This is a genomic window from Romboutsia sp. Marseille-P6047 (assembly GCF_900604535.1).
In the GTDB taxonomy this organism is placed as follows: Bacteria; Bacillota; Clostridia; order Peptostreptococcales; family Peptostreptococcaceae; genus Romboutsia_E.
Map to the genome: position 1 here is coordinate 48,762 of NZ_UWOT01000018.1, position 14,527 is coordinate 63,288.

19 protein-coding genes, 1 tRNA gene and 2 rRNA genes are annotated in these 14,527 nt (G+C 34.5%); all 22 read left to right on the forward strand.

Features of this window, described 5'->3' with window-relative positions; genetic code table 11:
- The first annotated feature begins 17 nt into the window (after nucleotides 1–17).
- Nucleotides 18–461, forward strand: a complete 444-nt coding sequence (rplO, locus tag EIH23_RS14540) for a 50S ribosomal protein L15 (RefSeq protein ID WP_122641150.1) — start codon at nucleotides 18–20, stop codon at nucleotides 459–461.
- A 45-nt stretch (nucleotides 462–506) separates the two neighbouring features.
- Entirely contained in the window at nucleotides 507–1,775 is a 1,269-nt protein-coding gene (secY, locus tag EIH23_RS14545; protein ID WP_122641151.1) for a preprotein translocase subunit SecY, read from the forward strand.
- 12 nt (nucleotides 1,776–1,787) lie between these two features.
- Nucleotides 1,788–2,438 carry an adenylate kinase gene (locus EIH23_RS14550; protein ID WP_122641152.1) on the forward strand — a complete coding sequence of 217 codons (651 nt, stop codon included), beginning with the start codon at nucleotides 1,788–1,790 and terminating at the stop codon, nucleotides 2,436–2,438.
- Entirely contained in the window at nucleotides 2,438–3,184 is a 747-nt protein-coding gene (gene map, locus EIH23_RS14555; protein ID WP_122641153.1) for a type I methionyl aminopeptidase, read from the forward strand. Before EIH23_RS14550 ends, map begins: the two co-directional genes overlap by 1 nt.
- A 16-nt stretch (nucleotides 3,185–3,200) precedes the next feature.
- Complete coding sequence (locus tag EIH23_RS14560; RefSeq protein WP_122641154.1) at nucleotides 3,201–3,482, forward strand: KOW domain-containing protein; 282 nt, start codon at nucleotides 3,201–3,203, stop codon at nucleotides 3,480–3,482.
- Nucleotides 3,483–3,505: 23 nt separating this feature from the next.
- On the forward strand, nucleotides 3,506–3,724 hold the full coding sequence (gene infA / locus EIH23_RS14565) for a translation initiation factor IF-1 (protein ID WP_122641155.1): 219 nt from the start codon (nucleotides 3,506–3,508) through the stop codon (nucleotides 3,722–3,724).
- A gap of 35 nt (nucleotides 3,725–3,759) precedes the next feature.
- Nucleotides 3,760–3,873 carry a 50S ribosomal protein L36 gene (gene rpmJ, locus EIH23_RS14570; RefSeq protein WP_017753001.1) on the forward strand — a complete coding sequence of 38 codons (114 nt, stop codon included), beginning with the start codon at nucleotides 3,760–3,762 and terminating at the stop codon, nucleotides 3,871–3,873.
- Between the two features lie 117 nt (nucleotides 3,874–3,990).
- Entirely contained in the window at nucleotides 3,991–4,362 is a 372-nt protein-coding gene (rpsM, locus tag EIH23_RS14575) for a 30S ribosomal protein S13 (protein WP_122641156.1), read from the forward strand.
- 25 nt (nucleotides 4,363–4,387) lie between these two features.
- Nucleotides 4,388–4,786 carry a 30S ribosomal protein S11 gene (rpsK, locus tag EIH23_RS14580; protein ID WP_122641157.1) on the forward strand — a complete coding sequence of 133 codons (399 nt, stop codon included), beginning with the start codon at nucleotides 4,388–4,390 and terminating at the stop codon, nucleotides 4,784–4,786.
- A 33-nt stretch (nucleotides 4,787–4,819) separates the two neighbouring features.
- The gene (rpsD, locus tag EIH23_RS14585; protein WP_122641158.1) at nucleotides 4,820–5,446 is read left to right on the forward strand and encodes a 30S ribosomal protein S4; all 627 of its coding nucleotides are present in this window, start codon (nucleotides 4,820–4,822) and stop codon (nucleotides 5,444–5,446) included.
- Between the two features lie 75 nt (nucleotides 5,447–5,521).
- Nucleotides 5,522–6,469: a DNA-directed RNA polymerase subunit alpha gene (locus EIH23_RS14590; RefSeq protein WP_122641159.1), complete on the forward strand. Its 948-nt coding sequence runs from the start codon at nucleotides 5,522–5,524 to the stop codon at nucleotides 6,467–6,469.
- Nucleotides 6,470–6,489: 20 nt separating this feature from the next.
- Complete coding sequence (gene rplQ / locus EIH23_RS14595) at nucleotides 6,490–6,831, forward strand: 50S ribosomal protein L17 (protein WP_018590396.1); 342 nt, start codon at nucleotides 6,490–6,492, stop codon at nucleotides 6,829–6,831.
- 204 nt (nucleotides 6,832–7,035) lie between these two features.
- Nucleotides 7,036–7,869 carry an energy-coupling factor transporter ATPase gene (locus EIH23_RS14600; protein WP_122641160.1) on the forward strand — a complete coding sequence of 278 codons (834 nt, stop codon included), beginning with the start codon at nucleotides 7,036–7,038 and terminating at the stop codon, nucleotides 7,867–7,869.
- The gene (locus tag EIH23_RS14605) at nucleotides 7,857–8,723 is read left to right on the forward strand and encodes an energy-coupling factor transporter ATPase (protein WP_122641161.1); all 867 of its coding nucleotides are present in this window, start codon (nucleotides 7,857–7,859) and stop codon (nucleotides 8,721–8,723) included. Before EIH23_RS14600 ends, EIH23_RS14605 begins: the two co-directional genes overlap by 13 nt.
- Nucleotides 8,717–9,517 (forward strand): energy-coupling factor transporter transmembrane component T family protein, encoded by an 801-nt coding sequence (locus EIH23_RS14610; protein WP_122641162.1) that lies wholly within the window; start codon nucleotides 8,717–8,719, stop codon nucleotides 9,515–9,517. The genes EIH23_RS14605 and EIH23_RS14610 overlap by 7 nt, the downstream gene beginning before the upstream one ends.
- 11 nt (nucleotides 9,518–9,528) lie before the next feature.
- Nucleotides 9,529–10,260 (forward strand): tRNA pseudouridine(38-40) synthase TruA, encoded by a 732-nt coding sequence (gene truA / locus EIH23_RS14615; protein WP_122641163.1) that lies wholly within the window; start codon nucleotides 9,529–9,531, stop codon nucleotides 10,258–10,260.
- Between the two features lie 117 nt (nucleotides 10,261–10,377).
- Nucleotides 10,378–10,809, forward strand: coding sequence for a 50S ribosomal protein L13 (gene rplM / locus EIH23_RS14620; protein ID WP_122641164.1), 432 nt, complete (start codon nucleotides 10,378–10,380; stop codon nucleotides 10,807–10,809).
- A gap of 28 nt (nucleotides 10,810–10,837) precedes the next feature.
- Nucleotides 10,838–11,230, forward strand: coding sequence for a 30S ribosomal protein S9 (gene rpsI, locus EIH23_RS14625; protein ID WP_122641165.1), 393 nt, complete (start codon nucleotides 10,838–10,840; stop codon nucleotides 11,228–11,230).
- 75 nt (nucleotides 11,231–11,305) lie between these two features.
- Nucleotides 11,306–12,031: an N-acetylmuramoyl-L-alanine amidase CwlD gene (cwlD, locus tag EIH23_RS14630; RefSeq protein ID WP_122641166.1), complete on the forward strand. Its 726-nt coding sequence runs from the start codon at nucleotides 11,306–11,308 to the stop codon at nucleotides 12,029–12,031.
- Nucleotides 12,032–12,302: 271 nt separating this feature from the next.
- Nucleotides 12,303–13,806, forward strand: a 16S ribosomal RNA gene (locus EIH23_RS14635).
- Nucleotides 13,807–13,916: 110 nt separating this feature from the next.
- Nucleotides 13,917–13,992 (forward strand) — tRNA-Ala (locus EIH23_RS14640).
- A gap of 170 nt (nucleotides 13,993–14,162) precedes the next feature.
- A 23S ribosomal RNA gene (locus EIH23_RS14645) occupies nucleotides 14,163–14,527 on the forward strand; the annotation flags it as partial.

A 14,527-nucleotide genomic window follows, 5' to 3' on the forward strand; every position in this document is an offset into this window, starting at 1 on the left:
AAAAGGAGGTGCTAACTATGAAACTACATGAATTAAGACCTGCTGAAGGTGCAGTTCAATCTAAGAAAAGATTAGGTAGAGGTACTGCTACTGGACAAGGTAAGACTGCGGGACGTGGACAAAAAGGACAAAAGTCTCGTTCAGGTGGTGGAGTAAGAGTTGGATTCGAAGGTGGACAAATGCCACTTGCTAGAAGACTTCCTAAGAGAGGTTTCAAGAATCCATTCAGAAAAGAATACACTGAAGTTAATGTTGAGTTATTAAACAGATTTGAAAACGGAACAGAAATAACTGCTGAAGTTTTAAAATCTACTGGAGCTATAAGCAAAATAGCTAAAGATGGAATAAAAGTTTTAGGAAACGGAAACTTAGAAAAGGCTGTAACTGTTAAAGCTGCTAAGTTCACTGCTTCTGCTCAAGAAAAAATAGAAAAAGCTGGTGGGAAAGCAGAATTAGTTTAATCTAAAACTGCAAATTCTCAACCACTACAGGCGGGGTGAGTTAACGTGCTATCACAGTTAAAACAAGCTTGGAAAATTAAAGACGTAAGAAAAAAAATATTATACACTTTAATGATGATTGTTGTATTTAGGATAGGCGCAACGATACCTGTTCCTGGAGTGAACACAAGTATTATAAAGGAGATGGTAGGTAACAATAGCCTACTTTCCCTGTATAATATGTTCACAGGGGGTGCATTCAGTAACTTTACATTATTTGCATTGGGAATAGGACCATATATAACAGCATCTATTATCTTACAACTTTTAACTATTGGTTTTGAGAGCCTGGATGAACTCCAAAAATCAGGTGAAGAAGGTAAGAAAAAGATAAATAAGTATACTAAATACACAGCATTAGCACTAGCACTTGTACAAGCTATAGGTATTACACTTGGTGTAGTAAGAAGTGCCCTAAAAAATAATAATGTATTCTTTATATGTACAGTTATACTAACACTAGTAGCAGCGAGTATGTTATTAATGTGGATAGGTGATAAGATTACAGAAAAAGGTTTAGGTAATGGTAGTTCGGTAATAATATTTGTAGGTATTGTCTCTAGAGTACCGATTGATATTATGAATGCTATAAATATGGTGCAAAATGGAAATTTGGCTATATGGGCTGCAGCACTGTTAGTTGTAGTAATACTTCTTACAATAATGGCAGTTACATATATACAAGAAGCTACAAGAAAGATTCCAGTACAATACGCTAAAAGAGTTGTTGGAAGAAAAACGTATGGAGGACAAAGTTCTCATATACCAATGAAAGTTAACCAATCAGGAGTTATACCAGTAATTTTTGCTAGTTCACTTTTAGCTTTCCCTCAAACTATAGCAATGTTCATGGGATCAGATGCTCAAAACTTTGTTCAAACATACTTATCTCCTAATGGAGAAATAGGGTTTTGGATATATAGATCACTTGAAGTTCTATTAATAGTATTCTTTGCTTATTTCTATACAACTGTATCATTTAATACAGAAGATATAGCAAATAATATGAAAAATAATGGTGGATTTATACCAGGTATAAGACCAGGAAAGCCTACAATAGATTATTTAAACAGAATATTATCAAGATTAACTCTAGCAGGAGCTATATTCCTTGCTGTAATATCTTTAATACCTGCGTTCGTTACGCATTATATGAGTGTAAGTATGAACTTAGCAGGTACATCACTATTAATAGTAGTTGGTGTTGCATTAGAACTTAAGAGACAATTAGAATCAAACTTAGTTATGAGAAGCTATCAAGGTTTCTTAAAATAAGGAGATGATAATATGAGAATAATATTACTTGGACCTCCTGGTGCTGGTAAAGGTACTCAGGCGGCTGGTATAGTAGAAAAATATAACATACCTCATATATCAACAGGAGATATATTCAGAAAGAATATAAAAGAAGGTACTGATCTTGGAAAGAAAGCTAAAGAGTACATGGATCAAGGATTACTAGTTCCAGATGAGCTAACTGTAGGTCTTGTTACAGACAGAATAACTCAAGACGACTGTGAAAATGGATTCATGTTAGATGGATTCCCAAGAAATGTTTCTCAAGCTGAACAATTAGATGCGTTTTTAAAAGAAAATAATATAGCGCTTAGCAACGTTATAAATATAGAGGTTGATAAGAATATATTAGTTTCAAGAGCAGTTGGAAGAAGAATATGTAAATCTTGCGGTGCTACGTATCACGTTGAGTTTAATCCTCCTAAAAATGAAGGTGTATGTAATGTATGCCAAGGGGAGTTATACCAAAGAGCAGATGATAATGAAGAAACTGTATCAAAAAGAATACAAGTGTATCTAGATGAAACTAAGCCATTAGCTGATTATTATGCTAAAGAAGGTATATTATCAAACATAAATGGTCAACAATCTATAGATGAAGTATTTGCAGATATAGTTGCTGCTCTAGGAAGTGAAAAATAATGATTATTATTAAATCAAAAAAAGAAATAGAATTCATGAAAGAGGCCGGTAAAATAGTTGCTGAAACTCATGAGCTATTAAAGGAAGCTATTACTCCGGGAATATCTACTTTAGAGTTAGATAAAATAGCTGAAGAGAATATAAGAAAATATAATGCCAGCCCATCTTTTAAAGGCTATGGTGGTTTTCCTGCAAGTATATGCGCATCTATAAATAATCAAGTTGTGCATGGTATACCAGGTAAGCAGATAGTTAAAGAGGGTGACATTATTAGTATAGATATAGGAGCCTATTATAAAGGATATCATGCAGATGCTGCGAAAACTCATGGTGTAGGCATTATATCTGAAGAAAATAGGAAATTAATAGAAGTAACAAAAGAAAGCTTCTATGAAGGCATAAAATTTGCTAAACTAGGATATAGACTTTCGGATATCTCACACTCAATACAAGCACACGTAGAGAAACATGGTTTCTCAGTTGTTAGAGATCTGGTAGGTCATGGAGTCGGCACAGAACTTCATGAAGATCCTCAAGTTCCTAATTATGGTCCTCCTGGCAAGGGTCCAAGACTTAAAGAAGGAATGGTAATTGCAATAGAGCCTATGATTAATGCTGGTCATTATCATGTAAAAACTCTATCTGATGGATGGACAATCGTCACAATAGACGGTAAAAATTCTGCTCATTATGAGCATACGATAGCAATTACTGAAGATGAACCGCTTATATTAACTAAGCTTTAGTTTGAAGGTGATAAAAGTGCTATCATACAACAAAAGAGTAGGTCAAGTTGTTGAAGGTTTGTCGGGAAGAGAGAAGAATAAAATATTTTTCATCGTAAAGGTGATAGATAATCAATATGTTCTTATATCTGACGGAAATAAAAGAAAACTTGACAGACCTAAGCTAAAAAAAGTTAAGCACTTAAAGTTATATAATCTTTATAATAATAGAGTTGAAAAGAAAATAGCGTCTGAAGAAATAACAGATGCTTTTTTAAGAGCTGAACTTACTAAATCAAAAACAATACTTTTTGATTAGTTGAATGGAGGTCTGGTTATTTAATGGCCAAAAAAGATGTAATAGAATTAGAAGGTACAGTTATTGAAAACTTACCTAATGCTATGTTCAAAGTAAGATTAGAAAATGGACATGAAGTATTATGCCATTTATCTGGAAAGCTAAGAATGAACTTCATAAGAATTCTTGAAGGTGATAAGGTAAATGTTGAACTTTCTCCATATGACCTTACAAGAGGAAGAATCACTTGGCGTAAGAAGTAGGCTATCTTATTTAATAGTCTAAGGAGGGATTAATAATGAAAGTAAGACCATCAGTAAAACCAATGTGTGAAAAATGCAAGGTTATAAAAAGAAAAGGTAAAGTAATGGTTATCTGCGAAAATCCTAAGCACAAGCAAAAGCAAGGATAAGAAATTATTACTAGTAATTTGTTGATTTTTATAGTATAATAGTAAACTGTGATATCAACAAACAGAGCGCTTTGGCGTTAAAAATGATTAAAAAACAATGTGTAGGAGGTGCGAACTATGGCAAGAATAGCTGGGGTAGATTTACCTAGAGAAAAAAGAGCAGAGATAGGCTTAACTTATATATATGGTATAGGAAAAGCTACTGCTAATGAAATATTAGCTAAAGCTGATATAAATCCTGACACTAGAATAAAGGATTTATCAGATGATCAAGTTAATGAATTAAGAAAAATAATAGACGCTGATTTCTTAGTTGAAGGTGACTTAAGAAGAGAAATCGCTTTAAACATAAAGAGATTAAGAGATATCAAATGTTACAGAGGTTTAAGACATGCTAAAGGTCTTCCACTAAGAGGACAAAGAACTAAGACTAATGCTAGAACTAGAAAAGGTCCTAGAAAAACTGTATCTCGTAAGAAGAAAAAATAATAATTAGATAGGAGGGAAATGAAAAATGGCTAAACCAAAAAAGAAAGCTACACGTGTTAGAAGAAGAGAGCGTAAAAACATAGAACGTGGACATGCTCATATACAATCTACTTTTAACAATACTATAATAACTTTAACTGATGTTCATGGAAATGCTATATCTTGGGCATCTTCAGGACAATTAGGATTCAAAGGATCAAGAAAATCTACTCCTTTCGCATCTCAAATGGCTGCAGAAACTGCTGCTAAAGCTGCAATGGAACACGGTTTAAAAACTGTTGAAGTATTCGTAAAAGGTCCTGGTTCAGGAAGAGAAGCTGCTATAAGAGCTTTACAAGCTACTGGACTAGAAGTAACTATGATAAAAGACGTTACTCCAATCCCACACAACGGATGTAGACCACCAAAAAGAAGAAGAGTGTAATTTTATACAGAATAAATTAGGAGGTGTAAAGATATGGCAAGATATACAGGTGCATCTTGTAGACAATGTCGTAGAGAAGGAATGAAATTATTCCTTAAAGGCGAAAGATGTCATACAGATAAGTGTGCTATAGAAAAAAGAAACTACGCTCCTGGTCAACATGGACAAGGAAGAAAGAAAGTTTCTAACTATGGTTTACAATTAAGAGAAAAACAAAAAGTTAAGAGAATATACGGAGTTTTAGAAACTCAATTCAGAAACTTATACGAACGTGCTGATAAAATGCCTGGTATAACAGGGGAAAACTTATTAAGTTTATTAGAAAGAAGATTAGACAACGTAGTTTACAGAATGGGATTAGCATCTTCTAGAAAAGAAGCTAGACAATTAGTAACTCACGGTCACTTCACTTTAAATGGAAACAAGGTAGATATACCTTCTATAACTGTTAAAGCTGATGATGTAATAGCAGTTAAAGAAAACTCTAAAACTTCTGCTAAGTTCAAAGCTTTAGTAGAAGCTAATGCATCAAAAGTAGCTCCTAAGTGGTTAGATGCAAACTTAGAAGGAATGACTGCTAAAGTTGTTGCTATGCCATCAAGAGAAGATATAGATCTTGAAATAGCTGAACACTTAATAGTAGAGCTTTACTCTAAGTAATAAGCAAGTTTTAAAATTAATTTTTAAAATTGTTTACCCTCAGTGGATTAATAAATTTGAAGGAGGGTTTTGTCCATGATAGAAATAGAAAAACCTAAAGTAGATATAATAGAACTTAGCGAAGACTATAGATATGGTAAATTCGTTATAGAGCCTCTAGAAAGAGGATATGGTATAACTATAGGAAATGCTTTAAGAAGAGTATTATTATCATCTTTACCAGGTGTTGCTGTAAATTCTATAAAAATAGATGGAGTTCTTCACGAATTCTCAACAATACCAGGTGTTAAGGAAGATGTTACAGAAATAATATTATCTCTTAAAGAGCTTTCAGCTACTATTGATGGAGAAGGAAGTAGAACTCTTAAAATAGAAGCACAAGGACCATGCTCTATCAAAGGATCAGATATAATATGTCCTCCTGATGTTGAAATATTAAGTAAAGACTTATTAATAGCTACGCTAGATGATAATGCTAAATTTAATATGGAAATATCTATAGATAAAGGTAGAGGATATGTTTCTGCTGAAGAAAATAAAACAGAGAATATGCCTATAGGTGTTTTACCTGTAGATTCAATATATACTCCTGTTGAAAAAGTGAGCTACCATGTAGAAAATACAAGAGTAGGTCAAAAAACAGATTATGATAAATTAGTACTTGAAGTTCAAACTAACGGTAGCATAAATCCTCAAGAAGGAATATCTTTAGCTGCTAAAGTACTAGTTGAACATTTAAATCTATTCATTGATTTAACAGAGCATGTAAGCAATGTTGAAATAATGGTAGAAAAAGAAGAAGATCAAAAAGAAAAAGTTCTTGAAATGACTATAGAAGAATTAGATTTATCAGTTAGATCTTATAACTGTTTAAAGAGAGCGGGAATAAATACAGTTGAAGAATTAGCTAATAAGTCTGAGGACGATATGATGAAGGTAAGAAACCTTGGTAAGAAGTCACTTGAGGAAGTTATCCAAAAATTAGAAGAACTTGGACTAGGTCTTAAACCAAGCGAAGAATAGTGAGCAAAGGAGGGATTGGCATGGCTAATTACCGTAAATTAGGACGTGTGACTTCACACAGAAACCTTATGTTAAGAAACTTAGTAACTGATTTACTAAGATGTGGTAGAATAGAAACTACAGTAACAAGAGCAAAAGAAACTCGTAGAATGGCTGAAAAGATGATAACTCTTGCTAAAAGAGGAGATCTTCACGCTAGAAGACAAGTTTTAGCTTACGTTATGGATGAAACTGTAGTTAACAACTTATTCACTGATATAGCTCCAAAGTATGCTGAGAGAAATGGTGGATACACTAGAATAATCAAAAAAGGACCAAGAAGAGGCGACGCTGCTGAAATGGCTTTTATAGAATTAGTATAGTATAAAAAAAGATTAAGCTTTTGCTTAATCTTTTTTTATACTTTTTTTAATATACATAAATATTTAAATGATAAGGATGTATATACAGATATTAAATGAATTTAATTTTGTATATATAAGAATTATCTTTTTTTTTATGGTTATGATATAATACTACTTAAATTGGTTTTTTATACAACTACTTAATGAAGAGGAGTAGATTAAATGAATAATATAGTAGAAGTAAACAATATTTCATTTGAATATATAGCAGAAGATGATAGATTTAAAGCGATAGATAATTTAAGTTTAGATATAAAAGAAGGTGAATTTTTAGTTGTTATAGGACATAATGGATCTGGAAAATCTACATTATCTAAAAATTTAAATGCTATTTTAATGCCTACTGAGGGAAGTATACTTATTGATGGTATGGATACTAGAGCAGAAGAAAATCTTTGGGATATAAGGCAAACTGCCGGGATGGTATTTCAAAATCCAGATAATCAAATAGTTGCAACGGTGGTAGAAGAAGACGTGGCTTTTGGTCCAGAAAACTTAGGAATAGAGCCTAAAGAAATAAGAAAAAGAGTTGATGAATCTCTTAAAAGTGTAGGTATATATGAATTAAGAGATAGACAGCCACATTTATTATCAGGAGGTCAAAAACAAAGAGTTGCAATAGCTGGAATAATAGCTATGAAGCCTAAGTGTATAATTTTCGATGAAGCAACCGCTATGCTTGATCCTTCTGGTAGAAAAGAAGTTATGAATACGATAAAGAGATTAAATAAAGAAGAAAATATAAGTATTATACATATAACCCACTTTATGGAAGAGGCAGTTGATGCTGATAGAGTTATAGTTATGGAAAAAGGTAGAAAAGTTTTAGAAGGTACTCCTAGAGACGTTTTTTCAAAGGTGGATATGCTAAAATGTATAGGATTAGATGTACCTTATATGACAGAGTTATCTATGGAGTTAAGTAAAGAGGGACTTAATATAGACTCTGATATATTAACAGTGGATGAGATGGTGATGAAATTATGTCAATTGTAGTAAAAAATTTAACTTATGTATATAACGAGGATATGCCATTCGCAAGTAAAGCGTTAGATAATATTAGTTTTGAAATAGAAGATAAAGACTTTGTAGGAATTATAGGTCATACTGGCTCTGGTAAATCTACGTTAATACAACATTTAAATGGGATTTTAAAACCTTCCTATGGAGAAATATATATAAATGATTTTAATATAACTGATCCGGACTTAAATTTAACTGAAATTAGGAAAAGGGTAGGGGTAGTATTCCAATATCCGGAATATCAACTTTTTGAAGAAACTGTTGAAAAAGATATAGCTTTTGGACCTTCTAATTTAGGTTTAGATAGCGAGGAAATAAATAATAGGGTAAAACTATCAATGAAATCTGTAGGGCTTAATTATGAAGAGTATAAAGATAAATCACCTTTTGAGTTATCAGGAGGGCAAAAGCGCAGAGTTGCAATAGCTGGAGTAATAGCTATGAATCCAGAAGTTTTAATTTTAGATGAACCTACAGCTGGTCTTGATCCCGGAGGAAGAGATGAAATTTTTGAACTTATCAGAACTCTTCATAAAGATCATAATATGACTATAATACTATCATCACATAGCATGGATGATATGGCTAAGTTAGCAAAAACTATAATAGTTATGAATGGTGGGAAAATAGAGTTTATGGGAACTCCGAGAGAAGTATTTAATTCTCATGCTAATAGATTAAAAGAGATAGGATTAGATATACCTCAAACTATAGAATTAGCTATTAAGCTTAGAGAAAAAGGATTTGATATACGTCAAGATATACTGACGATAGAAGAAGCTAAACAAGAAATATTGAGAGTTATGAGAGGACGAGGAAAATGTTAAAGGATATAACTATTGGTCAGCATTACCCTACACAGTCTCTTATACATAAATTAGATTCAAGAGTAAAGCTTGTAGGTACATTTATATTTATGCTATCACTATTTATAATTAATAAATTTTGGCCATACTTATTAGTAATAGCATCTTTATTAGCAATAATAAAGTTATCTAATATACCGTTTAAATATATATTAAGAGGATTAAAGCCCCTTAGATGGATTATATTATTTACATTAGTCATAAATATATTCTTCTTGCCAGGAGAACAAGTCATATGGTCATTTGGATTTTTAAAGATAACTATGGAAGGTATAAGTCAAGCATTATTTATGGCTATAAGGCTTACACTGCTTGTATTAGGAACTTCTTTATTAACTCTAACAACATCCCCTATGGATCTCACAGACGGTATAGAGCGAATACTAAAACCATTTAATAAATTTGGATTGCCAGTACATGAATTAGCTATGATGATGACTATAGCACTTAGGTTTATTCCAACTCTATTAGATGAGACTGATAAGATAATGAAAGCTCAAATGTCTAGAGGTGCAGACTTTGAGAGCAATAATTTAATAGCAAGAGCTAAGAATCTAGTACCACTTTTAGTTCCTCTATTTGTTAGTGCATTTAGAAGAGCTGAAGAGTTAGGTACAGCTATGGAAGCTAGATGCTATAGAGGTGGATATAATAGAACTAAAATGAAAGTTACAATTCTTACAAAAGTAGATTATGTATCTTATGTATTACAGTTTATATATTTAGGGAGTATAATAGTTACTAGATTTATATAAAGAGGTAAAGTATGAGAAATTTAATGATAAAAATACAGTACAATGGAGCTAATTATTGTGGTTGGCAGAAACAACCAGATTCTTTAGGTATACAAGGAACTATAGAAAAAGCTATTTTTGATATAACTAAAGAAGAAGTAAAAATTACTGGCTCTGGGAGGACTGATGCAGGAGTTCATGCATTAGGTCAAGTGGCAAATTTTAAACTAAACTCTGACATACCATATAGTAAATTACCAAATGCACTTAATTCTAAGCTTCCTAAAGATATATCAATAATCGATTGTAAGGAAGTAGATGATCAATTTCATGCAAGGTATAATGCAAAAGGAAAAAGATATAGATATTTAATCTATAATAGTCCTTATAGAAGTCCTATATATAAAGATACTTCTTATCATGTGAAATATGAGCTTGATTTTAATAAAATGTGTAAAGAAGCTAAATCATTAATAGGAACTCATGACTTTAAAGGATTTATGAGTTCTGGATCCTCGGTAATAGATACTGTTAGGACTATATATGATATAGAAATAACTAAGGACGAGGATCTGATAACAATAGAAGTAGAGGGGAGTGGATTCTTATATAATATGGTAAGAATAATAGTAGGGACATTAGTGGATATTGGAAGAGGAAGGATAAAAGATAATCTATCTGAAATAATTGACTCAAAGAGTAGATCTAAAACTGGACATACTGCACCAGCACATGGATTATTTCTTAAAAAAGTTGATTATTAGCTTGACACACAACTATGCATATATTAAAATTAGTAGGAGTGTGTTAATAAGTCCACTTGCCCCGGACTTGACATAAACGGTAAAATTTTAAAAGGAAAAAGTTAAGGAGGGACAACTATGAAAAGTTATATAGCTAAGCCAGCTGATGTGCAAAGAAAATGGTACATCGTTGACGCTGAAGGAAAAACATTAGGTCGTTTAGCAACTGAAATAGCGACAGTATTAAGAGGAAAAAATAAGGTTACTTTCACACCACACGTTGACGGAGGAGACTTCGTTGTTGTTGTTAACGCTGAGAAAGTAGTTTTAACAGGAAAGAAATTAGAACAAAAAATGTACAGATACCACACTGGTTATGTAGGTGGTTTAAAAGAAATACCATACAAAGAAATGATGGAAAAGAAACCTGAAGAGGTTGTAGCTCACGCTGTAAGCGGAATGTTACCAAAGAACAAATTAAGAAGCAGAATGATGACTAGATTAAGAGTATTCGCAGGACCAAACCATGATCATGCAGCTCAAAATCCAGAAGTTTTAAACTTTAAATAATAATTAACGGGTGAAAGGAGGAGTTATCATGGCAAACGTTCAATACTACGGAACTGGAAGAAGAAAAAGCTCTGTTGCTAGAGTTAGATTAGTAGCAGGTGAAGGAAATATAATAGTAAATGGAAGAAATGTTGAAGAATACTTCAACTATGAAACATTAATAAGAGATGTTAAGCAACCATTAGTATTAACTAACAATGAAGCTAAATACGATGTAATAGTAAAAGTTGAAGGTGGAGGATTCACTGGACAAGCTGGTGCTATAAGACATGGTATATCTAGAGCTTTATTAAAAGCTGATGCTGAATTAAGACCTGCTTTAAAGAAAGAAGGATTCTTAACTAGAGATGCTAGAATGAAAGAAAGAAAGAAATATGGATTAAAGGCAGCAAGAAGAGCTCCACAATTCTCAAAGAGATAATTTTATTCATATACTTGTACAAAGACTTTGGAATATTCCAAAGTCTTTTTTAATATAAATGTACAGGGTGATATTGTGAAGAAATACATAAAATACATAGTTTTTGGGGTAGTAGCTTTAATACTGACAGTAGCATGTATACTTAAAATAAGGGATGTATCAGAGGAAACTATTAGTTATATGCCTATAACTAATAAAACAATCGTATTAGATGCAGGCCATGGTGGTATAGATCCAGGAGCATCTAGCAGTGATAAGAGTATTTTAGAAAAAGATATTAACTTAGCTATTACCCTTAAACTAAAGGAGCTTATAGAATCAAGTGGGGGGCTAGTTATACTTACTAGAAATGACGATAGTAGCTTGTATGAAGAAGACTCTAATAAAACTATAAGACAAAAATATAATGAGAATTTAAGAAATCGTAAGAAAATCGTAGACGAATCTGAAGCAGATATGTTTGTATCAATTCATTTGAATGCATTTCAAGAATCCAAATACTCAGGTGCTCAAACCTTTTACCCAAGTGGTAAAGAGGAAAGTAAGGAATTAGCTACATATATACAACAAGAGTTGAAAAGAGTAGTAGATAATAGTAATGATAGAGTAATTAAGCCTAGAGATAATATTTATTTATTGAAAGAAACCACTATGCCTTCAGTACTTATAGAATGTGGATTTTTATCTAATGAGAAGGAAGCTAAATTATTATCAGAAGATGAATATCAAGAAAGAATATCATGGGCTATATATGCAGGTATTCAGAAGTATTTTGGAGAATATGAGAATAAAAATGAATAATAAGGAAATAATAGCTTATATCAGAATTTATCCATTGATATAAGCTGTTATTTTAATAAATTAAATATAATATAAAAAAAATTAAAAAAAGTATTGACGAAAAATAATATAGATGATATTATAAATAAGTGCTAAAGAACAGCATACAAACTTAAGAACTTTGAAAATTAAACAGTAGGTTAATTTATAAAATTTATTCTTATTTAAGAATTAAAACACAAACAACCAAGCCAGATATTCAGATAATGATTAGCTGAGCGATGGACAACTTTTATTTGAGAGTTTGATCCTGGCTCAGGATGAACGCTGGCGGCGTGCCTAACACATGCAAGTCGAGCGAACTTCTTCGGAAGTGAGCGGCGGACGGGTGAGTAACGCGTGGGTAACCTGCCCTATACACACGGATAACGTGCCGAAAGGTACGCTAATACGAGATGATATATTTTTATCGCATGGTAAAAATATCAAAGCTCCGGCGGTATAGGATGGACCCGCGTCTGATTAGCTAGTTGGTAAGGTGACGGCTTACCAAGGCGACGATCAGTAGCCGACCTGAGAGGGTGATCGGCCACATTGGAACTGAGACACGGTCCAAACTCCTACGGGAGGCAGCAGTGGGGAATATTGCACAATGGGCGAAAGCCTGATGCAGCAACGCCGCGTGAACGATGAAGGCCTTCGGGTCGTAAAGCTCTGTCCTCAAGGAAGATAATGACGGTACTTGAGGAGGAAGCCCCGGCTAACTACGTGCCAGCAGCCGCGGTAATACGTAGGGGGCTAGCGTTATCCGGAATTACTGGGCGTAAAGGGTGCGTAGGTGGTTTCTTAAGTCAGAGGTGAAAGGCTACGGCTCAACCGTAGTAAGCCTTTGAAACTGGGAAACTTGAGTGCAGGAGAGGAGAGTAGAATTCCTAGTGTAGCGGTGAAATGCGTAGATATTAGGAGGAATACCAGTTGCGAAGGCGGCTCTCTGGACTGTAACTGACACTGAGGCACGAAAGCGTGGGGAGCAAACAGGATTAGATACCCTGGTAGTCCACGCCGTAAACGATGAGTACTAGCTGTCGGAGGTTACCCCCTTCGGTGGCGCAGCTAACGCATTAAGTACTCCGCCTGGGAAGTACGCTCGCAAGAGTGAAACTCAAAGGAATTGACGGGGACCCGCACAAGTAGCGGAGCATGTGGTTTAATTCGAAGCAACGCGAAGAACCTTACCTAAGCTTGACATCCTTTTGACCTCTCCCTAATCGGAGATTTCCCTTCGGGGACAGAAGTGACAGGTGGTGCATGGTTGTCGTCAGCTCGTGTCGTGAGATGTTGGGTTAAGTCCCGCAACGAGCGCAACCCTTGCCTTTAGTTGCCAGCATTAAGTTGGGCACTCTAGAGGGACTGCCAGGGATAACCTGGAGGAAGGTGGGGATGACGTCAAATCATCATGCCCCTTATGCTTAGGGCTACACACGTGCTACAATGGGTGGTACAGAGGGCAGCCAAGTCGTGAGGCGGAGCTAATCCCTTAAAGCCATTCTCAGTTCGGATTGTAGGCTGAAACTCGCCTACATGAAGCTGGAGTTACTAGTAATCGCAGATCAGAATGCTGCGGTGAATGCGTTCCCGGGTCTTGTACACACCGCCCGTCACACCATGGGAGTTGGGGGCGCCCGAAGCCGGTTAGCTAACCTTTTAGGAAGCGGCCGTCGAAGGTGAAACCAATAACTGGGGTGAAGTCGTAACAAGGTAGCCGTATCGGAAGGTGCGGCTGGATCACCTCCTTTCTAAGGAGAATTGCCTACTGTTTAATTTTGAGGGTTCTTAAAATCCTTAAAAAATATATTGACAAAAATCGACAAAGTTATTATAATATAACATGTTGAAAAAATAATATGGGGGTGTAGCTCAGCTGGGAGAGCACTTGCCTTGCACGCAAGGGGTCAGGAGTTCGATCCTCCTCATCTCCACCATTAGTACTTAAATGTACTGTTAGTACTTTGAAAACTGCATAACATTTAGTGATATGACATCATTTAATTATATATAGACAAGAAAAGTCTTAAAAATTACAAACTTTAAGCAAAGGGATTTATGTGAATGTATATGAACATAAAGACTTTGGCGATAACTTTTAATAACTGGTCAAGTTATTAAGGGTGCAGGGCGGATGCCTTGGCACTAGGAGCCGATGAAGGACGTGATAAGCTGCGATAAGCTTCGGGGAGTTGCACGTAAACTTTGATCCGAAGATTTCCGAATGAGGAAACTCACTTAGAGTAATGTCTAAGTATCGTTAAGTGAATACATAGCTTAGCGAAGGGAACCCGGGGAACTGAAACATCTAAGTACCTGGAGGAAGAGAAAGAAAAATCGATTCCGTAAGTAGCGGCGAGCGAACGCGGAACAGGCCAAACCAATAAAGCTTGCTTTGTTGGGGTTGCGGACACGTCATAAACGAAGAGGTATCGTAAGTGAAGAGAGTTGGAAAGCTCCGCTATAAAGGGT

Bases quoted from the DNA above. Each gene is read 5' to 3' on its own strand.
- rplO (WP_122641150.1), top strand. From the start codon at position 18: ATGAAACTACATGAATTAAGACCTGCTGAAGGTGCAGTTCAATCTAAG.
- EIH23_RS14550 (WP_122641152.1), top strand. From the start codon at position 1,788: ATGAGAATAATATTACTTGGACCTCCTGGTGCTGGTAAAGGTACTCAG.
- map (WP_122641153.1), top strand. From the start codon at position 2,438: ATGATTATTATTAAATCAAAAAAAGAAATAGAATTCATGAAAGAGGCC.
- infA (WP_122641155.1), top strand. From the start codon at position 3,506: ATGGCCAAAAAAGATGTAATAGAATTAGAAGGTACAGTTATTGAAAAC.
- rpmJ (WP_017753001.1), top strand. From the start codon at position 3,760: ATGAAAGTAAGACCATCAGTAAAACCAATGTGTGAAAAATGCAAGGTT.
- rpsM (WP_122641156.1), top strand. From the start codon at position 3,991: ATGGCAAGAATAGCTGGGGTAGATTTACCTAGAGAAAAAAGAGCAGAG.
- rpsK (WP_122641157.1), top strand. From the start codon at position 4,388: ATGGCTAAACCAAAAAAGAAAGCTACACGTGTTAGAAGAAGAGAGCGT.
- rpsD (WP_122641158.1), top strand. From the start codon at position 4,820: ATGGCAAGATATACAGGTGCATCTTGTAGACAATGTCGTAGAGAAGGA.
- EIH23_RS14590 (WP_122641159.1), top strand. From the start codon at position 5,522: ATGATAGAAATAGAAAAACCTAAAGTAGATATAATAGAACTTAGCGAA.
- rplQ (WP_018590396.1), top strand. From the start codon at position 6,490: ATGGCTAATTACCGTAAATTAGGACGTGTGACTTCACACAGAAACCTT.
- EIH23_RS14600 (WP_122641160.1), top strand. From the start codon at position 7,036: ATGAATAATATAGTAGAAGTAAACAATATTTCATTTGAATATATAGCA.
- EIH23_RS14605 (WP_122641161.1), top strand. From the start codon at position 7,857: ATGTCAATTGTAGTAAAAAATTTAACTTATGTATATAACGAGGATATG.
- EIH23_RS14610 (WP_122641162.1), top strand. From the start codon at position 8,717: ATGTTAAAGGATATAACTATTGGTCAGCATTACCCTACACAGTCTCTT.
- truA (WP_122641163.1), top strand. From the start codon at position 9,529: ATGAGAAATTTAATGATAAAAATACAGTACAATGGAGCTAATTATTGT.
- rplM (WP_122641164.1), top strand. From the start codon at position 10,378: ATGAAAAGTTATATAGCTAAGCCAGCTGATGTGCAAAGAAAATGGTAC.
- rpsI (WP_122641165.1), top strand. From the start codon at position 10,838: ATGGCAAACGTTCAATACTACGGAACTGGAAGAAGAAAAAGCTCTGTT.